Source organism: Gordonia sp. IITR100 (assembly GCF_002009645.1).
In the GTDB taxonomy this organism is placed as follows: domain Bacteria; phylum Actinomycetota; class Actinomycetes; order Mycobacteriales; family Mycobacteriaceae; genus Gordonia; species Gordonia hongkongensis.
The window spans coordinates 171591-196504 of the sequence record NZ_MVKV01000003.1; the positions used below are offsets into that span (position 1 = coordinate 171591).

The window sequence follows — 24914 nt, forward strand, 5'->3', positions numbered from 1 at the left end:
CGTGGGCCGCGTGGACCGGCATCATGGGGCCATGGCTGATGGTTCGAGCACTGGTACTGGATCGTTGTGGCACGGTTTCGCCGACATGGGTGCGGTGACCGCGAGCGGGCCGTTCGTCGTGACCAGGGGAGAGGGTGCGCGGATCTTCGACCGCGACGGCAACTCCTACCTGGATGCGACCGCCGGACTGTGGTTCACCAACGTCGGGCACGGCCGGACCGAGATCGCCGATGCCGTCGCGCGCCAGCTCGGCACCCTCGCGCACTACTCTAACTTCGGTGACTTCGCGAGCGACGTCACCCTGCAACTCGCCGAGGAGCTCGGCGCCATCGCGCCGGTACCCGGATCGAAGATCTTCTTCACCTCCGGCGGCAGCGACTCCATCGACACCGCGGTCAAACTCGCCCGCCGCTACTGGGTGGAGCAGGGCCGCGAATCCAAGCGGGTCGTCGTCAGCCGCACCAAGGCCTATCACGGGATGCATGCCGCGGGTACCTCGCTGGCGGGCATCCCGCTCAACCACGACGGCTACGGCGAACTCATGCACGACGTCCAGAACGTCGAATGGGACGACGCGAAGAGCCTGCTCGGTCTCATCGAGCGCGTGGGCGCCGACAACATCGCCGCGTTCTTCTGCGAGCCCATCATCGGCGCCGGCGGCATCTATCTCCCGCCGGAGGGCTACCTCGCCGAGGTGCGGGACATCTGCCGCGACCACGACATCCTCTTCGTCGTCGACGAGGTCGTCACCGGCTTCGGCCGCATCGGCGGCGAATCCTGGTTCGCCTCCGCACGATTCGGCCTCGAACCGGACATGATCACCACTGCCAAGGGGCTCACCTCGGGGTATGTCCCGATGGGCGCGGTGTTCATCGCACCGCGGATCGCCGAGCCGTTCTTCGCCGGTGGCGTCTGGTGGCGGCACGGGTACACCTACGGCGGCCACGCGGGCGCGGCGGCGGCGGCCCTCGCGAACCTTGAGATCATCCGGCGAGAGAACCTGCTCGCCGAGGCGACACGGCTCGAGGGCGACCTCGCCGCCGCGCTGTCGCCGCTCGCCGACCTCGACACGGTCGCCGAGGTCCGGACCGGACTCGGCGCGGTCACCGCGGTACAGCTGGCCGACCCAGCGACGGCGCCGGCCGCGGTGGTCAAGCTGCGCGAACATGGGGTGAGCACCCGGGCCGCAGGTCAAGGGGCGCTGCAGATCTCGCCCGCGTTCGTGATGACGACGGCCGAGGTCGGCGAACTCGCCGACCGGATGCGCGCAGCGCTGAGCTGACGCCGCAGGCCACGCCTTGTCGTGGTCATCCCGACGATCCGGAGGTCATCGCCGGGCCGCCGTGATGGTCTGCATGTGTTCCTCACCCCAGTCGCCCAGGGGTGCGAGTGCCCGGTCGCGCGCCGCGCCCTTGGGCGTCAGGCTGTAGACCACCCGGGGCGGTACCTCCTGGTAGACCTCACGATGCACGATGCCGTCCCACGCCGCGGTGACGGTGATCGGTCTCGGACCGATGGGGTCCGCACTCGCACAGGCATTTCTGGCCGCTGATGTCGCGACGACGGTGTGGACTCGCACCCGATCGGCGGCGGACAAGGTGGCCGCGGGTGGGGCAACGGTGGCCGAGGACGTCGCGTCGGCGGTGGTCGACGCCCGCCTGATCATCACGTGTCTGCGTGATCAGGAGACCACCCGCGAGGTGCTCGGATCGATTCCGGCCGAGGCGTTCCGCGGGCGACTCGTGGTGGTCCTCGCCTCGTCGACACCGGACGAAGCCCGCACGACCCAGTGGTGGGCGGATGAGCGCGGTATCGACGTCCTGATCGGCGCCATCATGGTTCCGACTCCGGTGATCGGGACACCGGGAGCTCTCGTCCTCTACAGCGGACGGGAGGACCTTCTCGAGCGGCATCGGCGCCAGTTGGAGGTTCTCGCACCGAGATCGGTGTTCGTCGGGGCCGATCCCGGAGATGCCTCCGTGCTCGACACCGGCATGCTGGAGATCTTCTTCAGCGGGATGACCGCCTTCCTGCGTGCGGCCGCGCTGGTCACCTCCGCCGGTCACACCGCGTCGGGTTTCGTCCCGATGGCGACCGAGATGCTCGACATCCTGCCGGAGACCTTCCGAGGACTCGCGGCCGACGTCGACGCAGGAGAGTACCCGGGAACCGAGGACAACATCGCCATGAAGGCGGCGGCATTGGGGCACATCGTCGACTCCACCGAGGAGGCCGGGCTCGATGCCCGGCTGCCACGCCTGCTACACGACCTCGCCACGAGTGCGGTGGCCGAGGGGTACGGCGCCGACGGGTGGTCCCGAGTCGTCGATCTGTTCCGTGCCGGACAGGCGGTCCAGCGCGCCTGAAAACGTCAGGGCCCGGCTGCGTAGCGCAGCCGGGCCCCGTCGTCGTCTCACATGCGACGGATCAGGCGTTGGCGAGCACCTCGGTGGTCGCGATCGCCTGGGCGACACCGCTGACGATCGACGCGACCTTGAGCGCCTCGAGGATCGCCTCACGGTCGACGCCGGCCTCGCGCAGGGTGTTCTCGTGCGCGGCGACGCAATGACCGCAGCCATTGATCGAGGACACCGCGAACGACCACAGCTCGAAAACGGCCTTGTCGACGCCGGGGTTGCCGATGATGTTCATCCGCAGGCCCGGACGCAGGTCGTCGTACTTACCGTCGAGGAAGCCGCGACCCCGGTAGAACACGTTGTTCATCCCCATGATCGACGCGGCGCCGAGCGCGGCGTTGTAGGCCTCGGCGGACAGCGTGTCGGCGGCCTCGTCGGCGATCTCGCTGAGCACCTTGGCGTTTCGCGTGGCGGCAGCGGTCGACAGCAGGGTTCCCCAGAGCTGCTCCTCGGTCAGCGCGGTGGTGCGGCTGATCGAACCGAGGTTGAGCTTGAGGTCTTTGGCGTACTCGGGAAGTGCTTCCTTCAGGTTGTCGATGCTCATCTGTTCTCCTCTCAGACGCCGGCCGTCATGAGCTCGCCGGCGTCGATCGTCGGGTCACCCTTCTTCCAGTTGCAGGCGCACAGTTCGTCGGACTGCAGTGCGTCGAGGACGCGCAGGACCTCGTCGACGTTGCGGCCCACGGAGCCCGCGGTGACCGACACGAACTGGATCTCGTTGTTCGGGTCGATGATGAAGGTGGCGCGGTCGGCGACGCCGTCGGCATTGAGAACGCCTGCGGCGGTGGCGAGTTCGCGCTTGAGGTCGCTCAGCATCGGGAACGGGAGGGTCTTGAGGTCCTCGTGCTGTGCGCGCCACTGGAAGTGGACGAACTCGTTGTCCACCGAGGCGCCGAGCACCTGGGTGTCGCGGTCGGCGAACTCGTCGTTCAGCTTGCCGAACGCGGCGATCTCGGTCGGGCACACGAAGGTGAAGTCCTTCGGCCAGAAGAACACGACGCGCCACTGACCGGGGTGATCGTCGGACGACACGGTGGTGAAGTAGTCGTCGGGCTGCTGGGCATTGACCTTGCTGAGGTCGCCACCGATGACGGCGGTGAGGTTGTAGGCAGGGAACTGGTCACCGATGGTGAGCAGGGCCATGTATCGCTCCTTCAGCTGGTGAATGTACGGAATCTGCGCGCGAATGAGTTTCGCGACGTACAGGTACCATCGTGCCGGATTACGGTCGAAAACGAAACGTGATTACTAGCACTACACTGATAAGCATGTCCGATAGAACTTATCAGCCGACCATGGCCGGGTTGCGTGCCTTCGTCGCACTCGCGCATCGACGCCACTTCGGCACTGCGGCAGCCGATCTCGGTGTCAGTCAGCCATCGCTGTCGCAGGCGTTGTCGGCGTTGGAGTCCGGTCTCGGTGTGACCCTCGTCGAACGCACCACGCGGCGTGTCCTGTTGACCGCCGAGGGTGACGAACTCCTCCCGCGAGCGATCGCGGTGACCGAGGCCATGGACGAGTTCACCTCGGCGGCCGCCGGAACGGGCCGACCGCTCAGCGGGCCGCTGCGGCTGGGGGTCATCCCCACGGTGGCGCCCTACGTCCTGCCGACGCTGCTGCGCGGACTCGGGCAACGGCTCCCGGACCTCGTACCCCGGGTGGTGGAGGAACAGACCGCCCGCCTCATCGAACAACTGCGCACCGGCACGCTCGACGTCGCGCTGCTCGCTCTCCCCGTCGACATGCCCCGCATCGTCGAAGTTCCCATCTATCGTGAGGATTTCGTTCTCGCACTCCCGTCCGGTCACGCGCTGGCCGGACGCCGCCGCGTCGATCCCACCGCGCTCGCCGACCTGCCGCTCCTCCTCCTCGACGAGGGGCACTGTCTGCGCGATCAGGCGCTCGAGGTGTGCCGGCTCGCGGGCGTGCGGCCCGATCTGGGTCAGACCCGGGCCGCCTCGCTGACCACCGCGGTGCACTGCGTCGTCGGCGGACTCGGCGTGACGCTCATCCCGCAGACGGCGGTGGCCTCCGAGACGGCGTCGGGTGATCTGGCCACCGCGACCTTCGCGGCCCCGCGGCCGGGGCGGCGGATCGGCCTGGTCTTCCGGGCGTCCGCGCGCCACGACGAGGCCTACCGCGAACTGGGCTCTCTCATCGGCGATCTCGTCGGCGCGACCGGTGCCGTGTCCGCGCTCTAGACCGTGCCGCCGGCCATCTCGGCCGCGGCCGCCTGTGCGGCGAGAGCCTCCCACTCGTCGACGAGACTCGAGTCGACCTCACGGACCATGGTGCCCAGCTCCTCGACGATCCGCTCGATCTCGGGGGTCACGACGCTCGTCGGAACGCCCTGCCGGAGAACGCGATAGCAGTCCGACAGATAGCGCAGCAGCACGCCCTCGCTGCGCGCCAGCCCGTACGCGGAGATCAGCTCGGTGAAGGTCATGGCCTTCTCCAGCATCTCGCGGAGCACCGACTTCGGCGCCGGCGGGAACGACGACACCCACGGGTGCCCGCGACGATAGATGTCGAACGCGGCGTAGATCTCCTCGGCCAGCGGCTGCGGCCAGGTGATCTCCTCCAGGCGCGACATCCGCTCCTCGTACTCGATGCCGTCGGCCTTCATCTCCGCGATCGCGGCGTCGCGCGCGACCTTGCGCTGGGCCAGCAGCAGGGGTCGCGGGTTCTCCAGGGTCGATTCGAGGATGGAGACCACATCGAGTGCGTGAGTGGACGACTCGGGGTCGAGGATCTCGAACGTCGCCAGCGCGAAGGCGGACAGCGGGTTGGTCAACGCGAAGTTCTCCGGCATGTCCACGCTCAGGGCGATGTGCCGGCCGGTGTCGTCGGGTTCGGCGAGTTGCACGACGATGCCCGCGTCCCGGAGCCCCCGGTAGAGCTCGATCGTGTGCTTGATGGTGCGCAGCTGGCGGTCGCGCGGTTCGTGATTGTCCTCGAGAAGGTGGCGGACCGCGGCGAAACAGTCGCCCGGTCGGCCGAGTACCTCGAGGAGCATGGCCGTCGTCATCTGGAAGTGGCTGCGCAGGGGCTCGTCGGGCGCATCGACGAGCTGGAGGAAGGTCTTCTCCCCCCACGAGACGAAACCCTCGGGTGGCTTCTTGCGCACCAGCTTTCGGAGCTTCTTGGGATCGTCGCCGGCCTTGGCCACCGCACGGGCGTTCTCCACGTCGTGGTCGGGAGCCTGCGCGACGACATAGCCGATCGTGTCGAAACCGGCCCGCCCGGCCCGGCCGGCGATCTGATGGAACTCGCGTGCCCGCAGCCGCCGGACCCGCCGTCCGTCGTATTTGCTCAGGGCCGCGAACAGGACCGTGCGGATCGGCACGTTGATGCCGACGCCGAGGGTGTCGGTGCCGGCGATCACCTTCAGCAGCCCTTGCTGCGCAAGACGTTCGACCAGACGGCGGTAACGGGGGAGCATCCCGGCGTGGTGGACGCCGATACCGGCGCGCAGCAGTTTGGACAGTGTGTTGCCGAAGCCGGTGGAGAACCGGAAGTCACCGATCGCCTCGGCGATCGCCGCCTTCTCCGCTTTGTCGCAGATCCGGACGCTGAGCAGCGCCTGCGCGCGGTCCACCGCGGCGGCCTGGGTGAAGTGCACCACGTAGATGGGCGCCCGTCCCCGGTCGACGAGCTCCTCGATCGTCTCGTGGATCGGGGTCATCGCGTAGGCGTGGTCCAGGGGGACCGGACGCTCGGCGCCGGTGATCTCGACCGTCTCGCGTCCGGTGCGCCGGGTCAGGTCGTCGACGAAGAACGACACGTCGCCGAGCGTCGCCGACATCAGCAGGAACTGCGTCGACGGCAATTCGATGAGCGGGACCTGCCAGGCCCAGCCGCGGTCGGGTTCGCCGTAGTAGTGGAACTCGTCGGCGACGAGGGTGCCGATGTCGCTCGCACCGCCGGCGGCGAGGGCGAGGTTGGCGACGATCTCGGCGGTCGCACACACGATGGGCGCGTCGGCGTTGACCGCGGCGTCGCCGGTCAGCAGTCCGACCTGGTCGGCGCCGAACATGGCGCACAGCTCGAAGAACTTCTCGCTGACGAGCGCCTTGATGGGTGCGGTGTAGAACGCACGCTCGCCGCGGCAGCGCGCGAAGTACAGCGCGCCCGCCGCGACGAGTGATTTGCCCGAGCCGGTCGGCGTCGCCAGGATCACGTGGCTGCCGGCGAGGAGCTCGAGAAGCGACTCCTCCTGATGCGGGTAGAGGTCGAGGCCGCGTCCCGTCCACCACTCGGTGTACCGCTCGAGTGCGGTGTCCTCGTCGTCGGTGGGGACCAGGACGTGCGGCGCGGGTATCGGTGCGGTGTCCGGGATCAGATCGGTGATCGCGGACCCTCGTCCCCGGGGTCGGCCTCACCGTCGCCGGTCTGCTCGGCCAGGAACCGTTCGAGTTCGGCGCCGAGTTCGTCACCGCTGGGCAGCGATTCCTCGGCGGCGAGCAGCGACGAGCGTTCCTGCGCGGCCTGGGTGAACGTGTCGTACTGGGTCTCCAGCGCAGCCACCACGGACTCGATCTCCGAGTTGCCCTCGACCTCGTTGTCCACCTGTGCGCGTACCTTCTCGGCGGCGCTGTCGAGAGCGGCGAGGGGGAGGTCGAGACCGGCGAGCTCGGCGACCGCCGCCAGCAGGCGTGCGGACGCCGCCGGGTAGTTGGTCTGCGCGAGATAGTGCGGGACATGTACCGACAGGCCCGACGCCCGGTAGTCGTGTTCGCCCATCCGCAACTCGAGGAGCATCGACGCGCTGGCGGGCAGCTTCATCGCCGATCCCCACCGGGGCAGGTCACCGAGGGCGTCGGGATCACTGCCGTGCGCCGTGATCGACGGCGGTCGGGTGTGCGGCACGGCCATCGGGATCGCGTTGAGGCCGATGACATCGGTGACGCCGAGTCCGTCGCTCAGGCGTCGGACCGCGTCGACGAACTGCTCCCACCGGAGGTCGGGTTCGGAACCGGCGAGCAGGAGGAAACCCTTGCCCGAGTTGTCGCGGATCGCGTGCAGCGCCAGCGTCGGCATCTCGACGTCGGTGAAGGTCTCGCCGCTGAACGAGATGGTCGGCCGGCGTGACCGGTAATCCATCAGCTCGTCGGAGGAGAAGGTCGCGACCAACTCGGACTCGAGGCTGTCGCGGAGGTGCGTCGCGGCCAGCGCGACCGCGTGCCCGGCGTCGGCGAAGCCCTCGAGCGCGTGGATCAGTACCGGACCCGTGCCGTCGGGCCGGGTCACCTGCGGAGCGGGAAAGGCGAGTTCATACAGCGCGTCGTTGCGCGCGGGCTGCTCGTCCACGTCGTCCCTCCTTCTGCTGGCAGCTGTCCCGGAAGAGACAGCTGAACGTCCATTGTCTCGCACCGCACCCGGCGGTGGCCACTCGCCTCGGTGCAACCACCTCGACACACCGGTGATTCCCCCAGTTGGTGTTCCTGTTTGTTGTTCCCCAGGGGTGTGTCCTCGACACCTGGCGAAGGCGCCGGTGGCACAGTAGACCGTTGTGATCGAGCCGCATGCGCCCCGACTGCGCCTGTCCCTGTCCGGCCGCCTCGTTCCCGGCGCGGTGGCCGGTCTCGTCGCCGCGGCGCTCGTGCTGTCCGCCTGCTCGGTCGGCGGTCAGCCGGAGCCGTCGAGTCCGGACCTGTCCGCGCGATCGGTCGAGGCCGCGGACTTCCCGGACGGCGCCGCGAGTCCCATCCCGACGTCGGCGGTCGCGAACGCGCTGGCCGACGTGACCGGGGCGCCGATGCCCGGACAGACGGGCACCGAGGTGTCGCCGCCGGAGTGTGCACCCGCGTCCGTCTCCGCGGACGGAGCGGTCGCGTTCCTGGGTCCCGGCCCGGGGGAGCGGGCCACCCTCACCTCGGTCGTGGCCGGTGTCGAGACGCCGCTCGGCGACGTGGTCGAGTCGGCCGAGCGCTGCCCTGAGACCACCACGACCACGTTCGGGGCGTCTTCGACGATCACCACCGAGGTGCTGCCCCCACCGCCGGCGCCGGACGGGGTCGACACCGCGACGATCCGCCGCACGATCGTGACCGGCGGCGGTGTCCCGTCCACCACGAGCGCTCTCACGCTGCTCGGCGAGCGGGACGGCGTCCGGGTGTACACCGAATACCGTTGGCCCGCAGCAGGTCCCGTACCTCCCGAAGCGTCCGCCGCGCTCGACACGCTGTTCGGAAAGGCGCTCGCGGCCGCGTTCGGCTGACCAGTACCGCCCTGTGGATGACCTTCCCCGGTTGTCCACAGCGTGTGTCGACCGCCGTTCGAGCGGCTTCGCTGCGGGTGACGCTGTCGCCATGCAGATCCTCGAACCACCACCGCACGGCCCCCACGACCCGACGACGCTGCTCACCTCGATCCCCGCTCGACTGGGGTTCGTCCCCGAGCGGTCGATCATCGCGATCGCCATCGCCGGCGACCGCACGGTGAACGCGACCATGCGGCACGACCTCGCCCTCGAACCCGACGGCAGCCCCACGCGCGAACTGGTGGTCGTCCTCGCCGGACTCGGGGAGATCACGTCCACCTACGGCATCGAGGAGATCGTGGTCGTGATCGCCGATGACCGCTACCCGGCGGACGACCGTCGCTATCGGCGGATCCTCGCGATGAGCGACCGGTACTTCGCCGATGTCGGTGGTGTCGCCGCCGGCTTCGTGATGCCGGGCTTCGATGCCGGCGTGCACTGGTCGACCATCTGGTGTCCGGAGGACCGGGCCTGGTCGGTCGACGTGTCCGCGGGGTCGGCCGGACAACTCGACGATCCGCACACGAGTCCGACCGCGGTCGCGGAGGCGGTGCGCTCGGGGCGACGGATTCTTGCCCGGCGCTCGGAGATGCGGACGATGCTCGAACCGCTCGACGGCGAATGCGGTCCGGGACGTCCGCTGCCGGACTGTCGGGCGTGCCGCGGCATCGATCTGGATCAGAGCGATCTCGATTTGTTCGAACCCGAGGAAGAGGACGTCGAGGCCTCGACACGGGCACTCGACCTGGTCATCAGCGCGATGATCGAAGCGGAACAACCCCTGGATTGTGGCGAACTGGACCGACTGGAACGGGCGATCCTGCGCCCCGACGTCCGCGACGCCGCGCTCGCCCTGGCCGTCACCGAACTCCGGGGAGCCGCCGAACACCTCTGGCGAGAACTCACCCGCCGTCTGACCGGACGCGGAAGGTCCACCGCCGCAACACTTCTCGCACACCTGCACTACATCGGCGGGGACGGCGCCTACACCGGTGTCGCCCTCGACGTCGCGCTTGCGGGCACGGACACCGACCACCTGGCCACGCTGCTCGACACCGCCCTGCGGGCAGGTGTCCGCCCGGCCAGGCTGTGGGGCACCATCGAGAAGTCCTACGACGCCGCGAAACGCCTCGGCGTCGTCATCCCGGCGGCGACACTGCGTACCGCCGGGTGACCACTGCAGACCTTGCTGTGTCAGACCTTGCTGTGTCAGACCTTTTCGACGACCTTCTCGACGAACAGCGAGTGCGCCATGTCGGACGAGAGTTCGAGGCCGTCGTGACCGGGTGTGTCGATCGTGATCGTGCCGGCCGTGTTCGACACCGTCACACGGGCGTTGGGAACCACGCCCGCCTCGCGCAGCGCGCCGAGCAGTTCGGTGTCGGACTGGGCGTGTTCGGACAGGCGACGCACGATGACCGGCACCGTCTCACCCGGCGGGAGGTCGGCGAGGCGGGTGGCGCCGTCGTCGGAGCTCGGCACCTCCACGCCCAGCAACTCCAGTCCCGGGATGGGGTTTCCGTAGGGCGAGGTCGTCGGGTATTCGAGGACCGCGAGCAGGCGGCGTTCGACGTTCTCGCTCATCACGTGCTCCCAGCGGCAGGCCTCCTCGTGGACCTGATCCCAGGGCATTCCGATGACGTCGACCAGGAGGCGTTCGGCGAGGCGATGCTTGCGCATCACCGCGACGGCGAGCGTGCGTCCGCGGTCGGTCAGTTCGAGGTGCCGGTCCCCGGCGACCCGGAGGAGACCGTCGCGCTCCATGCGGGCAACGGTCTGCGACACGGTGGGACCGGACTGGTCCAGACGCTCGGCGATCCGCGCCCGCAGCGGCACGATGCCCTCTTCTTCGAGATCGTAGATCGTTCGCAAGTACATCTCGGTGGTGTCAACCAGGTCGTTCACTGTGCGCAATCCCTTTCGTCCCCGCCAAGATTACCCTTTTCGGGAGTGGTGACCGCGATCTCACCGCGACCGGGGAGTCCCGGGGCGGCGGTACGTGGCGCGCACTCGTGTCCGACGCGACATCCGTGGCCGCTGCGCGATGTGTACCACTAGCCTGAGGTCGTGATCAACACTACGAGCGCCCGATGACGACGGCCGTCATCTGGAGCGAGGACTTCCTGTCCTACCGATGGGCCCACACGCACCCGATGAACCCGGTCCGACTCGCCCTCACGATGACCCTCGCGCAGAGCCTCGGAGTCCTCGACGACGTCGAGACGATCCCGCCGCAGGCCATCGACGACGACGCCCTGACCGTCGTCCACAGCCGCGACTACATCGACGCGGTCCGTGCGGTCGGTTCGGGGACGGCGTCGCTGTCGGGGCCGTTGCTCGAGCGGTTGTTCGGCCTCGGCGACGCCGACAACCCGGTTTTCACCGGGATGCACGAGGCCGCGCGCCTGCTCGTCGGCGGCACGCTGGCCGCGGCGCAGACGGTCGTCTCCGGGGCGGCGACGAGAGCGGTCAACATCGGCGGCGGCATGCATCATGCGATGCGTTCGCGCGCCGCCGGATTCTGCATCTACAACGACTGCGCCATCGCGATCAGGTATCTGCTCGACCACGGTTTCGACCGCATCGCCTACATCGACGTCGACGCCCACCACGGCGACGGCGTCCAGGTCGAGTTCGCCGCCGACCCGCGGGTGATGACGGTCTCGCTGCACCAGCACCCGGCGACCCTGTGGCCCGGCACGGGATGGCCGACCGAGGTCGGGGACGGCGACGCGGCGGGCAGCGCGGTCAACCTGGCCCTCATGCCCAACACCGAGGACCGGTTGTGGCTGCGCGCCTTCCACGCCGTGGTGCCGTCGCTGATCGCCGAGTTCCGGCCGCAGATCATCGTCAGCCAGTGCGGTGCCGACAGCCACCGCGCCGATCCGCTGACCGACCTCTCGCTGACCGTCGACGGACAGCGGGCGGCGATGATCGCCATGCGCGACCTGGCCGACAAGTACTGCGAGGGCCGCTGGATCGCGGTCGGCGGCGGTGGCTACGGCGTCGTCAACGTGGTGCCGCGCAGCTGGACGCATCTGCTGGGCGTCGCGCTCGGTCGCGAGGTCGACGTGTCGTCGGTCATCGACGAATCCTGGTGTGCCACAGCCGAACAGATCTCCGAGCAGGTGCACTCCGACTATGCCGCCCCGCCCGTTCGGGTCATGGGCGACGGGGGCATCGTCGACTACCAGCCGTGGGCCGGCGACGCCGGCCAGGAACCACCCGAGGGTGTCGCGGCCAACGCCCAACGCCAGACCGACCGCGCGATCCTCGCCACCCGACGCGCGGTCTACCCGCTCCACGGTCTCGACCCGGAGGACCCCCGTGACTGACGACACCTCGACCGCCGACGCCACCGCGCCCGCAGGCGCTCCCGCGATGGCCGATCAGCCGGAACCGCGTAGCCCGTGGGACTATCCGCGGCACTGGATCGCCGATGTGCTGGCCTCCGATGGCGGCGTCGTGCACCTGCGACCGATCGTGCCCGACGACGCCGACCGCATCGTGGCCTTCCACTCCAAGCTCTCCGAGCGCACCCGGTACATGCGGTACTTCGGTCCGACCCCGACCCTGCCGCCGCGCGAGGTGGCCCGGATGACGACCGTCGACCACCAGCAGCGTGTCGCGATCGTCGCCGAACTCGGGGGCGAGATCATCGCGGTCGGCATCTACGAGGGTCTCGGCTTCGACGGCAAACCCGAATCGGCCGAGGTGGCGTTCGTCGTCGCCGATGAACACCAGGGCCGCGGCCTCGGACCCATCCTGCTCGAGCACCTGGCCGGTGCGGCGGCGGAGAACGGGTTCACCCGTTTCGAGGCCGAGGTCCTCAGCGAGAACCCGAACATGGTCGCGGTGTTCCGCGACGCGGGGTATCAGCTCGCACGGAGCTTCGACGGCTCGACCGTGCACGTCGAGTTCCTCATCGACCCCACCGAGGCGCTGCTGTCGGTGCGCAACGCCCGTGAACGCGCGTCGGAGGCCCGCAGCGTCGCCAATCTGCTGCGACCCGCCTCGGTCGCGGTGATCGGGGCCTCGACCGACCCGAACAAGGTCGGAAACGCCCTGTTGGCCAACATCATCGCCGGGGGATTCACCGGGCCGGTGTTCCCGGTCAACGGCCCCGCCCGGGTCGAGGAGGAGCCCGAGCCGGGACGGCCCGGTGTCGGCCGCGAACCGACGCCGGCGCGTCGTCGCACCCGGGAACGACCGCCGTCGGTGCGGGGGATCCGGGCGTACGAGACCGTCCGCGACATCCCCGACCCCGTCGACCTCGCGGTGGTCGCGGTGCCGGCCGCGCGCGTCGACGACGTGCTCGACGACTGCCTGGTCAAGGGTGTGCGCACGCTCGTCGTGGTGTCGTCGGGCTTCGGCGAGTCCGGCGAGGAGGAGGGCCTCGAGAACGAGCGCCGCCTGGTCGCCCAGGTCCGCGAGCACGGGATGCGACTGGTCGGGCCGAACGCGCTGGGCGTTGCGAACAACGACCCGGCGGTCGCGCTCAACGCGACCCTGGCGCCGCGCATCCCGGCCGCCGGCCGGGTCGGGTTCTTCTGTCAGTCGGGCGCCCTGGGCATCGCGATCCTCGACACCGCGGCCCGTCGCCAGATCGGCCTGTCGACGTTCGCCTCGGCCGGCAACCGCGCGGACGTGTCCGGCAACGACCTCCTGCAGTACTGGGACACCGACGCCACCACCGACGTCATCCTGCTCTACCTGGAGAGCTTCGGTAACCCGCGCAAGTTCTCCCGGATCTCGCGGCGGGTCTCACGCTCGAAGCCGATCATCGCGGTCAAATCCGGCCGGGGTGCGATGACGCCGGTCCGGGCGGCGCGCTCGGCGGCCACCCTCGACGACCAGATCGCCCGCATGATGCTCGAACAGGCCGGCGTCATCCAGGTGGACACGATCCCCGAGTTGTTCGACTGCGCGGCCGTGTTCGCCTATCAGCCGCTGCCGCGCGGCCCGCGCGTCCGCATCATCGGCAATTCGTCGGTTCTGGGCAGCCTGGCGGCGGACACCGCGCGCAACGGCGGCCTCGAGGTCGTCGACACCGTCGATCTCGGTGCCGGCGCCTCGGAGGAGGAGTTCGAGTCGACGGTCTCGGCGGCCATGGCCGACCCGGGCGTGGACGGGATCATCGTCGTGTTCGTGCCGCCGGTCGCGGTCGGCGCCGACTGGCACGCCCGGGCGCTCATGGCGGCGGCCAACACCCCCGACGCCGACGCCGACAAGCCGATCGTCACGACCTTCCTAGCCGTCGACGGCATCCCGCCGGGGTTGACTCGGCCCGGCCCGAACGGCATGCCGACCAAGGGGTCGATTCCGTCGTACGGCTCGCCCGAGCGCGCGGCCGCGTCACTGGCGAGGGCGTGGCAGTACGCCCGGTGGCGCCTGCGGCCGGAATCGGTGGTCCACCGTCCCGACGGCACCGATCCCGAGGCCGCACGGATGTTCGTGCGCGAGGCGATGGTCGGCGACGGTGCGACCGGTCGTCCAGCCGAACGGTTGCTGGGGCATGTGGAGTCGGCGAAGCTGTTGCGCTGGTACGGGATCGACGTGGTCCCGTTCCGCGAGGTGACCACGATGCACGAGGCATCCGCGGCGGCCCGTGAACTCGGGCTGCCGGTGGCGGTGAAGGCGACGTCGGACAAGTGGCGCGGTCGTCTCGATCGCGAGGGCGCGCGCCTGGACCTACCCGACGCGACGACGGTGGTGACGGCGTTCGCCGAACTGACCGAACTCACCGGCGACCGCGTGCTGCACGTGCAGAAGATGGCGCCGAAGGGCGTCGGCACGGTCATCCGGGTGCGCGACGATCCGTCGTTCGGTTCGGTGATGTCGTTCGGTCTGTCCGGGCGGACCTTCGATCTGCTGGGCGATCACGGTTACCGCGCCGTCCCGCTGTCCGAACTCGATGCACGGGAACTGATCGAGGAGCCGCGTTCGGCACCGCTGCTGTCGGGATACCGCGGGGAGGAGCCTGCCGACAAGGAGGCGCTCGCCGATCTGCTGCTGCGCATCTCGACGCTCACCGACGACATCCCGGAGGTCCGCGAGGTGGTCTGCGATCCGATCCTGGCCTCGGTCGACGGCGCGGCCGTTCTCAATGCCCGCATACGCGTGGGCCCGGTGCCCGACAGGCGGGACACCGGACCCAGGCGACTCGGGTGACCGAGTGGACTCAGTGAAGGAGGCGGCTGAGCGTGCGGGGACGCTCAGCTGGCGTAGGCGCGCAGGCGCTCGGCACGGTCGCCGTGGCGGAGCTTGCCCATGACCTCGCGCTCGATCTGACGCACGCGCTCGCGCGACAACCCGAACATGCGGCCGATCTGATCCAGGGTGCGCGGCTGGCCGTCGTCGAGGCCGTAGCGCATCCGGATGACCTGCTGCTCGCGCTCGTCCAGCGTCGCCAGGACGGCGCGGATGTCGGAGTGCAACAGGCCGGCGATGACGGCGTTCTCGGCGGAGGTGGCCTCGGCGTCCTCGATGAAATCGCCCAGGGGAGCTTCCTCGTCGCTGCCCACCGGCATGTCCAGGCTCACCGGATCGCGGCTGTGGTCGAGCAGGTCGGCGATCTTCTCCGCGGGGATGCCCGATTCGTTGGCCAGCTCGTCGTCGGTCGCTTCGCGGCCGAGCTGCTGGTGCAGCTCGCGCTTGATGCGGGCCAGTTTGTTGACCTGCTCCACGAGATGGACGGGGAGCCGGATCGTGCGGCTCTGGTCCGCCATTCCGCGGGTGATCGCCTGACGAATCCACCAGGTGGCGTAGGTCGAGAACTTGAAGCCCTTGGCGTAGTCGAACTTTTCCATCGCCCGGATCAGACCGAGGTTGCCCTCCTGGATCAGGTCGAGGAGAGGCATGCCGCGGCCGGTGTAGCGCTTGGCCAGCGACACGACCAGGCGGAGGTTCGCCTCGAGCAGGTGGGCCCGGGCGGCCTCGCCTTCACGGACGATGACCGCGAGGTCACGCTTCTTGGCCGCGGACAGCCGCTTCTTGTTGGCCAGAACGTGTTTGGCGTAGAGCCCGGCCTCGATCTGCTTGGCGAGTTCGACCTCCTGCTCCGCGTTGAGAAGTGCGGTGCGACCGATTCCGTTCAAATAGACACGGACCAGATCCGCCGCTGGAGACTGGGCGTCGAGATCCTGTTCGGTCATCGCCGGCCGGGTACCCGGAGGGGTGACTTCGGCGAAACCTTTGGTCGGGGTCGAACGTGCAACTGTCGAGCGTGACATGCGGCCTCCTGACTTGAGTGCGTTCACTGGGTCCAACGCCCTTGTGTGGGCGATAGTTCCCGAGAGTGGTTCGGAGCAAACCTCGCCGAGGCTTGGTGACCTGCGCATTCTTTTTCGCGACTCGACAACCGGCTGAGAAGTTGCTGAGATGTCGCGCGCGGGGGAACCCGAGGGAACGCGGGGAACGCACGGGGCCGCGGTGCCGACCCGTGGTCCGGAGGTGTCAGGCGCGGGGGTCGTCGGGATCGACGACCTGCCCGTCGATGGTGCGCGACAGCTGGTGGTCGGTGCCGGTGTCGGTCAGTGCCGGGGGTCCGACGACGTGATGGTCGGCGCCGTACTTGTACTGGGGGACCTCGCCGCGCTTGCGCGGAGGACGGTCGTTGGCGATCAGGACCGCCGCCCATGGCAGCGGGATGGAGATCGCGACGATGGCCAGCGCCAGTAGTCCGGACCCGGTGATGCCGTAGGCGATACCGGCGATGGCGAGCGCCGGCACGCGGAAAGCCATGAGGAACAGGTACTTACGCACACGCGCTCGGTGCTGGGCCTCGAGCGAGTCCGGTGCGTCGGTGATCAGGTAGGCCTCGGCGCCCGGACGTTTCGACGCGGGATGTCCGTGCTCGTCGACGTGCGGCGACGTGCTGTTGCGGCCGTGCTGTCCGCGACCGGACTCACCCATGGATTCCCTTTGTTCGAACACCCTCTCCACTGTCCTCCTTTTGTCGGTCTATCGCACCCGCCGCCGGGAGCGTAGCGAGCGGGGCGAATGAGCACTCGGGTGTTCCGTCGGCCCGGTTGTGACGCACAATGGACGAATGGGAACCGAAACCATCGAACGCCCGGACCTCGACGAATGGTCCGACACCAAGACCGACGAGCGTCCCGATGCCGACGCGACCGACCGGGGTGACGACGATCGCCCCAAGTTCTTCCACTACGTGAAGAAGAACAAGATCGCCGAGAGTGCGGTCATGGGTAATCATGTCGTCGCCCTCTGCGGCGAGACCTTCCCGGTCACGCGGTCGGCCAAGCCCGGGTCGCCGGTCTGCCCGAAGTGCAAGAAGATCTACAACAAGATGCGCAAGTGACGCGACGCGGCTGATCGGCGGGCGTCGCCGGTCAGCCGCGGTCGCGGTGCCGCGCCTGCCGGCGGATCGGGCCGGAGGACAGCCGGTCGGGCAGGGTCCGGAGTTGTCCGGTGAAGTCGGAGGTCTGGGAGTTCACCCAGTGCCGGACCTGCGTGGTGGTCGACGCCTTCGCGGGCCAGAATTGTTGCACCGCCGCGTTGAACTCGGCGCCGATCACGATGCCGAAGCCCAGTGAGAACGTGAAGAGCAGGAACGCGATCGGTGTGGCCAGCGCCCCGTAGGAGACCCCGGCCTCGGTGATCTTGGTCAGATAGATGCGCAGCACGTAGCTCGCGACCCAGAAGAACACGCCGGCCACGATCGCCCCGCCGATGAGCCGATGCCACGGCAGGGGATTGGGCAGCGCGAGGTGGTAGAGCGTCGTCAGGACGAACAGCAGGAGGACGGCGACGAACGGGAAGTAGCCGTAGTCGATGAGGGTGGTGACGAACGATCCCCACGACTCCGGCACGATCGACCGCAGGTAGTTCGGTCCGAGCGCGACGAGGGGTAGCAGGAACACGGCGACGCTCAGGAAGCCGACGTAGAGGAACAGCGCGAAGAACCGCTGCCACACCGGGTGTCGGACCTCGTGCTGGTCGTGTGCGTGCGCGATCGAGGCGATGAAGCACGAGACGGCCGACGATCCCGCCCACAATGAGATGACGAACCCGACCGACATGAGGCCGATCCGGCCACGCCCGAGCACGCTGTCGACCGTCGGGGTGATCAGGTCGTCGACGACCGTGGGGGTGAAGGTCCGGCCGGCGAGGTCGATGATGCGGGCGTAGACGACGTCGACGGTGTCGGGGCCGAACCAGCCGGCGACGTAACCGACCGAGCCGAGCAGACCGAGCAGCAGCGGCGGCAGCGACAGCGCCTGCCAGAACGCGGCCTGTGCGGCCCAACCGATGATCCCGTCGTCCCAGGACTTGACGATCGTGCGCCAGACCACGCGATGGATGTTCGGCAGGACCGGCAGGCCCGGTCCGGACGCCGCCTCGGTTCGTTCCGGATCGTCGTTCCCGGTCTTCTCCGACCCAGCGTCCGGTTCGGTCGACCCCTTCGCGCCGCGGAGGACTTCGACGTCCCCGGAGGCCGGGGCGGACCGCAGCGGCGCGCGCAGGGGTTCGGTCGCGGCCCCGACATCGGCGAGTGGGTCGCCGATCGGCGCGGTGACCGCAGCCGACACGGGACCCGGCGGGACGGCGGGAACCACCGACGACGGGTCGTCGGCCAGTGGGACCGGATTCCTCTTGCGCGTTGTGATGTGTTCAATATCCCCGATCGGGAGGCCGATTGGGTACCCGGGTCACCAGGCGAGTCGTTCGGATCGCCCACGGGCGCCCGTCGCGGCGGACGCCGCGGCCCGGTGTCGGGATGCGGGAGGTGTCGCGCTTCGGCGGTACAGTTGGCGGGTCCCCTCGGGCGCGGGTCCCGCACGCGAGGGGTCGTTTCATGTCCGGCCGGAAACCCGCACGCGTGGAGGAGCAGCCCAGAAGGTGACGTCAGCCGAACCCCCCGGATCCACCGCCGGCCCGAAACTCCAGCTCCGCGCCTGGCAGCGTCGTGCGCTGACCAAGTACCTGACGCAGAAGCCGAAGGACTTCCTCGCCGTGGCGACGCCGGGCGCCGGAAAGACGACGTTCGGCCTGCGTATCGCCCGCGAACTCCTCGATGACCGCACCGTCGACAAGATCACCGTGGTCGCCCCGACCGAACACCTGAAGCACCAGTGGGCCGAGGCCGCCGCGCGGGTCGGGATCGCGCTCGACTCGCGGTTCACCAACGCCGCCGGACAGACCAGCTCGGACTTCCACGGCGTCGTTGTCACCTATGCACAGGTGGCTGCCCATCCGGCCCGGCACCGGGTGCGCACCGAGAACTATCGCACCCTGGTCATCCTCGACGAGATCCACCACGGTGGCGATGCCAAGTCGTGGGGCGAGGCGATCCGGGAGGCCTTCGACGACGCCGAGCGCCGGCTCCTGCTGACCGGTACACCCTTCCGCTCCGACGACTCGCCGATCCCGTTCGTCACCTACGAACCGGAGGCCGGCGGGCATCAGCGCTCCAAGGCCGACCACACCTACGGCTACGCCGACGCACTGAAGGACGGCGTCGTCCGTCCGGTCGTGTTCCTCGCCTACTCCGGTGAGGCCAGCTGGCGCGACAGCGCGGGTGAGGAGTACACCGCCCGGCTGGGTGAACCGCTCTCCGCGGAGCACACCACCCGCGCCTGGCGTACCGCGCTGGACGCCCACGGCGACTGGATTCCGGCGGTCCTCACCGCCGCACACACGCGGCTGGGACAGCTCCGTGCGACCGGCACACCGGATGCGGGCGGGCTGGTCATCGCCACCGATCAGACCGCGGCCCGCGACTACGCCGAACTCCTCACCGCCATCACCGGCAAGCCGCCGACGCTGGTGCTCTCCGACGACCCGAAGTCGTCGTCGAGGATCGGCCAGTTCGCCGCGTCCACCGACGAGTGGATGGTGGCGGTCCGCATGGTGTCCGAGGGTGTCGACGTCCCCCGCCTGGCCGTGGGTGTGTACGCCACCAGCTCGTCGACGCCGCTGTTCTTCGCCCAGGCCATCGGACGGTTCGTGCGATCGCGTCGTCCGGGTGAGACCGCGAGCGTCTTCCTGCCGTCGGTCCCGGTGCTGCTCGACCTCGCCAGCCAGATGGAGGTCGAGCGCGATCACGTGCTCGGCAAGCCGCACCGCGAGAGCGACGGCCTCGACGACCAATTGTTGATCGACGCCAACAAGCAGGAGGACGAGCCGGGGGAGGACGAGCCGAAGTTCCAGTCGCTGCATGCCGACGCCGAACTCGATCAGGTCATCTTCGACGGCACCTCGTTCGGCACGGCCACGTTCGCCGGTAGCGACGAGGAGTCGGACTATCTGGGGTTGCCCGGGCTGCTCGATGCCGACCAGGTGCGTGCCCTCCTGCGCAAACGCCAGGAGGAACAGGTCACGGCGCGGACGGTCGCGTCGTCCTCGGAGTCGTCGGCTGCCGAGCCGCCCACTCCCGGCCGGCCGGCGGGAACCACCGGCGAGAATTTGCACGCCCTGCGCAAGGAACTGAATACGCTCGTCGCGATGCATCATCACCGCACGGGCAAACCACACGGCATGGTGCACAACGAGTTGCGGACTCGGCTGGGCGGGCCCCCGACCGCCATGGCGAGCGCCGATCAGCTGAAGGAACGGATCGCCGCACTGCGCGAGTGGCGCTGATAGACACTGCGCGAATGGCGCTGACAGAGGCTGCGCAGCGGCGCTGGTCGGTCGGCCCGGAACAGGCCCCGGACACGACAGAGCCCGGCCGGATTGCTCCGGCCGGGCTCTGTGCGCGTAGGGAAAGCCCGCGTTCGATCGTCGGAGGTGTCAGACCAGCTCGCCGGCGGATTCGACGACGGTGGCGCTCAACTCGACAAGGCGGGCCTCGTGCTCGTTGAAGTGGTGGCGGCAGAAGAGAAGTTCGCCGCCCTTGGGCAGGACGGCCCGTACCTTGGCTGCGGCGCCGCAGCGATCGCAGCGATCGGCGGCAGTGAGCGGCAGGTAGATCGGGGCTGTGGTGGCGATGTCAGTCATGTTCGTTCCTCCGTCCCGGTCCGGCGCCGGGTGTCCGGTCGCCTTCCCTTCGAGCCGACACATCCGGGCGATGCGTCAACCTCACTCTGTCAGACGCTCGGGGCGTTCGTATTGTTCCGACGGTGCTCTCGGTGTGTCGTCACTCACCGTTTACACCAGGCAACAACTCGACAACGATCGCCCGAACGCAATGCGACCCGGCCATGGGGCCGGGTCGCACCACTCTACGCGTTGTGCGCGGGACGAGTCGTTCGGTCAGCTCGTCCGCGTGGGGGTGTGTGTTCCGCTCGCACCCGCATCGGGTTCGGGTGCGGAGTCGGCGGCCGGGATGTCCGACGTCGACGTTCCCTCGGAGCCGGGGCGTTCCGCGCCCTCGGCGCCCACGAGCGCCTCTTCCTGCTCCTCGCGGAAATGGGTGACCGCGTCGGAGGACTCGTTCTCCCGGTCGCGCAGGTACTCGCGGAGCGAGTAGGCGAACGCCGCGGCCCAGGCGATGGCGATCACGATGTAGAAGACGTTGCGCACCGAGCCGGGGGCGTCGATGAAGTCGCTCTTCAGCAGGCTGCGGGTGTTCGTGAGGACGATCAGGCCGCCGACCGAGGCGCCCAGCAGACGCGGCGGGATGTGACGCACGAGCCAGGCCGCGATCGGAGCGGCGATCACGCCGCCGACGAGGATGGCCGCGACCCATGCGAAGTTGATTCCCTGCGAACCGAGACTGAACAGGAAGCCGAGGCTCGCTGCGACGGCGATGATGAACTCGCTCGTGTCGATCGAACCGATCACCTTGCGGGGCTCGAGACGGCCGCTGGCCAGGATGGCCGGGGTGCCGACCGGACCCCAACCGCCGCCACCGGTGGCGTCGACGAATCCGGCGACGAATCCGAGCGGGCTGAGGAATCGCTTGCGCAGCGGCTTGCCGAGGTTGTGGCGGGGGATGCCCTGGAAAGTGAACCGCACCAGGATGTAGAGCCCCAGCAGCAGCAGGATCACGGCCATGACCGGCGCAGCGGTCTCGGTGGAGAGATTCGACAGGATCGTGGCGCCGAGGAAGGCGCCGATGGCTCCCGGAATCGCGATACGGCGCACGACGCGCCAGTCGACGTTCCCGAACTTCCAGTGCGAGACGCCGGAGACCAGCGTGGTGCCGATCTCGGCCAGGTGCACGGTGGCCGAGGCGGCAGCCGGGTTGGTACCGATGGCGAGGAGGAGGGTCGTGGTGGTGACGCCATAAGCCATGCCGAGACTGCCGTCGACGAGCTGAGCAGCGAAGCCGACGAGGCCGATCAGGACAATCGTTCTCATAGTGGGTCTTTCCGGGAAGTCACGTCGTCAGGGACGTGACGAGGCTGGGGCAGGCACTCGGTGCCCGCGACGAAGTGGAACGCGAAGGAGGGGATCGCAGGTGGCGTTCTCGCCCTCGGGTGGGGTCTGTCGCGTCACAGACACAGCATCGATGCTGTGCGCAGCAGGTCGACGGTGGCACGACGCACCAGCATGGCGCCGCGTCTGCTCCCGGTCACTGCGTAAGTCACCGCGCCATCCTATGTAGTGCGTCCCCGAAAGCCCGAGAATCCGGTCGTGTCCAAATCGGAGCGCGCAGAACTATTGACAGATCGATGTCTATGTGGGTGGCAGAACGACATCGCCCCCGGAACCGTGAGGTTCCGGGGGCGATCAGGGTGTTGTCGTCACCGACTAGTCGAGATAGTCGCGCAGGACCTGCGAGCGCGACGGGTGACGCAGCTTCGACATCGTCTTCGACTCGATCTGACGGATGCGCTCGCGGGTCACGCCGTACACCTGCCCGATCTCGTCGAGGGTGCGGGGCTGGCCGTCGGTCAGTCCGAAGCGGAGGCGGACCACGCCGGCCTCACGTTCGGACAAGGTCTCGAGCACCGACTGCAGTTGATCCTGCAACAGCGTGAAGCTGACCGCGTCGACCGCGACGACGGCTTCGGAGTCCTCGATGAAGTCGCCGAGCTGGCTGTCGCCCTCATCGCCGATGGTCTGGTCCAGCGAGATGGGTTCCCGGGCGTACTGCTGGATCTCCAGCACCTTCTCCGGGGTGATGTCCATCTCCTTGGCGAGTTCTTCCGGCGTCGGCTCGCGGCCGAGGTCCTGGAGGAGTTCACGCTGGATGCGACCGAGCTTGTTGATGACCTCGACCATGTGCACCGGGATACGGATGGTGCGGGCCTGGTCGGCCATGGCGCGGGTGATCGCCTGACGGATCCACCAGGTGGCATACGTCGAGAACTTGTAGCCCTTGGTGTAGTCGAACTTCTCGACCGCGCGGATCAGACCGAGGTTGCCCTCCTGGATGAGATCCAGGAACGCCATACCGCGGCCCGTGTAGCGCTTGGCCAGCGACACGACGAGGCGCAGGTTCGCCTCGAGCAGGTGGTTCTTGGCGCGGTTGCCGTCGCGGGAGATCCAGTTCAGGTCACGCTTCTGGGCGGTGCTGAGCTTCTCGCCGGCATCCATGATGCGCCGAAGACGTTCGGTGGCGAACAGTCCGGCCTCGATGCGCTTGGCGAGTTCGACCTCTTCCTCGGCGTTGAGGAGGGCGACCTTGCCGATCTGCTTCAGGTACGCGCGGACACTGTCGGCGGAGGCGGTGAGCTCGGCGTCCTTGCGGGCCTGACGCAGCGCCTCGGACTCCTCTTCGTCCCAGACGAAGTCGCCGGACTTCGCGGCGGCGGCCTCGTCCTTGGACGCGGCCTTCGCGGCGGCCGGGGCCGCGCCGCCGGCGGCGGGCGCGGTCGCCTCCTCGGACTCGTCGTCCTCCGACTCGTCCTCGGAGTCGTCGTCGTCGACCTCCAGGTCGTCGTCGATCTCGACGTCCTCGAGTTCGGCGTCGGGACCGTCGATGTCGTCGATCGAGTCCGGGTCGTCGGGCTCGGCGTTCGGATCGTCGCCGGAACCCTCCGCGGACGCGGCCTTCTTGGCGGCCTTCTTCGGTGCCGCCTTCTTGGTGGCCTTCTTCGCCGGGGCCTTCTTGGCGGGGGCCTTGCGGGCAGCGGTCTTCTTCGCAGCCTTCTTGGCGGTTCGCTTCGCCGGGGCGTCGGTCGCGGCTGGGGTCGACTCCGTCGACTCGGCCTCTGCATCACCCTGGTGGGTCGTGATGGCTGCCACGTACAACCTTTCGAGCTGTCTTCTGTGGTGTCTTCTGTCGTCTGTCACCAGACGCGACACGGCAGCATGAGCCGCCGTGGACGAGGTCTTGGTTTCTCGGTTGGAATGACCGGTGACGACCATTGTAACGACATCGCCGTCCCCGGTGTGTCAAAGCCCTGGTCACGCCCTGCGCGGCGTCACGTCTTCAGCCCCTGGGCCACTGCCATGGCCGCACCGACGATGCCGGCGGTGTTCAACAGCGTCGCCGGTACCACGGGCGTCTTGTTGGTCAGCAGCGGAATCCACTTGTCGGACTTGCGGCTGATACCGCCGCCGGCGATGAAGAGATTCGGCCAGAACAGCGCCTCGTAGGTCTCGAGGACCTCGGAGACCTTCTCGGTCCACTTCTCGTACGACCAGCCCTTCTCCTCGCGGACACGCGAAGACGCCTGGTGCTCGGCCTCCTTCTTGCCGACCTGTAGGTGACCGAGCTCGGTGTTGGGCACGAGGGTGCCGTTGATCAGGATCGCCGACCCGATACCGGTTCCGAACGTCAGCAGCATCACGACCCCCGCGACGCCCTTGCCCGCGCCGTACGCGTCCTCGGCCATACCCGCGGCGTCGGCGTCGTTGAGGACCGACACCTGCCTACCGCCGAGGTGTCCGCTGAAGAGGTCGTAGACGTCGGTGCCGATCCAGGCCTTGTCGATGTTCGCCGCCGTACGCATGATCCCGTCGGTCACGACCCCGGGGAGGGTGACACCCACCGGGCCGGTCCAGTCGAAATGCGCGACCACCTCGGCGACGCCCCGGGCCACGGCCTCGGGTGTCGCGGGCTGCGGGGTGAGCACCTTGAACCGTTCGCCGACGAGTTCACCGGTGTCGAGATCGACGATGCCGCCCTTGATCCCGGAACCGCCGACGTCGACCCCGAAACCGAGGTTCGTCGGAGGTGTCGGATCATCGGGGCCGGCGACATCGGAGTCGGACGATCCGGGGACGGACGTGTCGGTCATGGCGGGCTCCCTGTCCGGGTCGGTGTCTGAGGGTGGGGGCAATCCGAGACCAGCCTATTCACGCGACCGGCGCAACGCCCGTCATCGCAACGCATGTCGACACGATTCGACCACGCAGGGGGAGAGATCGGTCAC

The 24914-nt window shown here is 68.8% G+C and carries 22 protein-coding genes; 9 read left to right on the forward strand and 13 right to left on the reverse strand.

What is annotated here, in order from left to right; all coding sequences use genetic code 11:
* The first annotated feature begins 31 nt into the window (after positions 1-31).
* Positions 32-1282 (forward strand): aspartate aminotransferase family protein, encoded by a 1251-nt coding sequence (locus B1818_RS07195; protein WP_058250200.1) that lies wholly within the window; start codon positions 32-34, stop codon positions 1280-1282.
* Positions 1283-1327: 45 nt separating this feature from the next.
* Here B1818_RS07195 and B1818_RS24390 read toward each other — a convergent pair whose 3' ends face one another.
* Positions 1328-1471, reverse strand: a complete 144-nt coding sequence (locus B1818_RS24390) for a helix-turn-helix domain-containing protein (RefSeq protein WP_231742234.1) — start codon at positions 1469-1471, stop codon at positions 1328-1330.
* A gap of 1 nt (position 1472) precedes the next feature.
* On the opposite strand from B1818_RS24390, the gene B1818_RS07205 reads away from it, so the two are divergent.
* The gene (locus B1818_RS07205; RefSeq protein ID WP_078112303.1) at positions 1473-2366 is read left to right on the forward strand and encodes an NAD(P)-dependent oxidoreductase; all 894 of its coding nucleotides are present in this window, start codon (positions 1473-1475) and stop codon (positions 2364-2366) included.
* A gap of 61 nt (positions 2367-2427) precedes the next feature.
* On the opposite strand, the gene B1818_RS07210 is transcribed toward B1818_RS07205, so the two are convergent.
* On the reverse strand, positions 2428-2961 hold the full coding sequence (locus tag B1818_RS07210) for an alkyl hydroperoxide reductase (protein ID WP_058250203.1): 534 nt from the start codon (positions 2959-2961) through the stop codon (positions 2428-2430).
* Positions 2962-2972: 11 nt separating this feature from the next.
* Positions 2973-3560, reverse strand: a complete 588-nt coding sequence (locus tag B1818_RS07215) for a peroxiredoxin (RefSeq protein ID WP_058250204.1) — start codon at positions 3558-3560, stop codon at positions 2973-2975.
* Positions 3561-3685: 125 nt separating this feature from the next.
* On the opposite strand from B1818_RS07215, the gene B1818_RS07220 reads away from it, so the two are divergent.
* Entirely contained in the window at positions 3686-4618 is a 933-nt protein-coding gene (locus tag B1818_RS07220) for a hydrogen peroxide-inducible genes activator (protein ID WP_078112304.1), read from the forward strand.
* Here B1818_RS07220 and B1818_RS07225 read toward each other — a convergent pair.
* Positions 4615-6738: an RNA helicase gene (locus B1818_RS07225; protein ID WP_176455902.1), complete on the reverse strand. Its 2124-nt coding sequence runs from the start codon at positions 6736-6738 to the stop codon at positions 4615-4617. The two genes, B1818_RS07220 and B1818_RS07225, sit on opposite strands and share 4 nt — an antisense overlap.
* Positions 6739-6755: 17 nt before the next feature.
* Positions 6756-7727, reverse strand: a complete 972-nt coding sequence (locus B1818_RS07230) for a proteasome assembly chaperone family protein (RefSeq protein ID WP_058250207.1) — start codon at positions 7725-7727, stop codon at positions 6756-6758.
* A gap of 202 nt (positions 7728-7929) precedes the next feature.
* Here B1818_RS07230 and B1818_RS07235 point away from each other — a divergent pair, with 202 nt between their 5' ends.
* The gene (locus B1818_RS07235) at positions 7930-8637 is read left to right on the forward strand and encodes a hypothetical protein (RefSeq protein WP_078112306.1); all 708 of its coding nucleotides are present in this window, start codon (positions 7930-7932) and stop codon (positions 8635-8637) included.
* 91 nt (positions 8638-8728) lie between these two features.
* Positions 8729-9853, forward strand: coding sequence for a DUF4192 domain-containing protein (locus B1818_RS07240; protein WP_058250208.1), 1125 nt, complete (start codon positions 8729-8731; stop codon positions 9851-9853).
* 35 nt (positions 9854-9888) lie between these two features.
* Here the strand turns inward: B1818_RS07240 and B1818_RS07245 are convergent, their stop codons facing one another.
* Complete coding sequence (locus B1818_RS07245; RefSeq protein WP_058250209.1) at positions 9889-10584, reverse strand: metal-dependent transcriptional regulator; 696 nt, start codon at positions 10582-10584, stop codon at positions 9889-9891.
* A 185-nt stretch (positions 10585-10769) separates the two neighbouring features.
* Between B1818_RS07245 and B1818_RS07250 the strand changes: the two genes are divergently transcribed.
* Positions 10770-12014: an acetoin utilization protein AcuC gene (locus B1818_RS07250; protein ID WP_058250210.1), complete on the forward strand. Its 1245-nt coding sequence runs from the start codon at positions 10770-10772 to the stop codon at positions 12012-12014.
* A gap of 46 nt (positions 12015-12060) precedes the next feature.
* On the forward strand, positions 12061-14850 hold the full coding sequence (locus B1818_RS07255) for a bifunctional GNAT family N-acetyltransferase/acetate--CoA ligase family protein (RefSeq protein ID WP_240199188.1): 2790 nt from the start codon (positions 12061-12063) through the stop codon (positions 14848-14850).
* Positions 14851-14894: 44 nt separating this feature from the next.
* Here the strand turns inward: B1818_RS07255 and B1818_RS07260 are convergent, their stop codons facing one another.
* On the reverse strand, positions 14895-15833 hold the full coding sequence (locus tag B1818_RS07260; protein WP_171011532.1) for a sigma-70 family RNA polymerase sigma factor: 939 nt from the start codon (positions 15831-15833) through the stop codon (positions 14895-14897).
* A 301-nt stretch (positions 15834-16134) separates the two neighbouring features.
* On the reverse strand, positions 16135-16593 hold the full coding sequence (locus tag B1818_RS07265; protein WP_058250212.1) for a DUF3099 domain-containing protein: 459 nt from the start codon (positions 16591-16593) through the stop codon (positions 16135-16137).
* A 136-nt stretch (positions 16594-16729) separates the two neighbouring features.
* Between B1818_RS07265 and B1818_RS07270 the strand changes: the two genes are divergently transcribed.
* The gene (locus tag B1818_RS07270) at positions 16730-17002 is read left to right on the forward strand and encodes a DUF3039 domain-containing protein (protein ID WP_058250213.1); all 273 of its coding nucleotides are present in this window, start codon (positions 16730-16732) and stop codon (positions 17000-17002) included.
* A 31-nt stretch (positions 17003-17033) separates the two neighbouring features.
* On the opposite strand, the gene B1818_RS07275 is transcribed toward B1818_RS07270, so the two are convergent.
* Positions 17034-18260, reverse strand: coding sequence for a YihY/virulence factor BrkB family protein (locus B1818_RS07275; protein WP_176455894.1), 1227 nt, complete (start codon positions 18258-18260; stop codon positions 17034-17036).
* Positions 18261-18543: 283 nt separating this feature from the next.
* Between B1818_RS07275 and B1818_RS07280 the strand changes: the two genes are divergently transcribed.
* Entirely contained in the window at positions 18544-20286 is a 1743-nt protein-coding gene (locus B1818_RS07280) for a DEAD/DEAH box helicase (RefSeq protein WP_078112309.1), read from the forward strand.
* A gap of 150 nt (positions 20287-20436) precedes the next feature.
* On the opposite strand, the gene B1818_RS07285 is transcribed toward B1818_RS07280, so the two are convergent.
* The 4 genes from B1818_RS07285 to ppgK form a co-directional block, all read right to left on the reverse strand.
* Complete coding sequence (locus B1818_RS07285; RefSeq protein WP_004018852.1) at positions 20437-20643, reverse strand: hypothetical protein; 207 nt, start codon at positions 20641-20643, stop codon at positions 20437-20439.
* Between the two features lie 255 nt (positions 20644-20898).
* Complete coding sequence (locus tag B1818_RS07290; protein WP_058250216.1) at positions 20899-21948, reverse strand: sulfite exporter TauE/SafE family protein; 1050 nt, start codon at positions 21946-21948, stop codon at positions 20899-20901.
* Between the two features lie 393 nt (positions 21949-22341).
* Positions 22342-23904 (reverse strand): RNA polymerase sigma factor, encoded by a 1563-nt coding sequence (locus B1818_RS07295; RefSeq protein WP_078112310.1) that lies wholly within the window; start codon positions 23902-23904, stop codon positions 22342-22344.
* Between the two features lie 56 nt (positions 23905-23960).
* Positions 23961-24779 carry a polyphosphate--glucose phosphotransferase gene (gene ppgK, locus B1818_RS07300; protein ID WP_058250218.1) on the reverse strand — a complete coding sequence of 273 codons (819 nt, stop codon included), beginning with the start codon at positions 24777-24779 and terminating at the stop codon, positions 23961-23963.
* Positions 24780-24914: the final 135 nt, after the last annotated feature.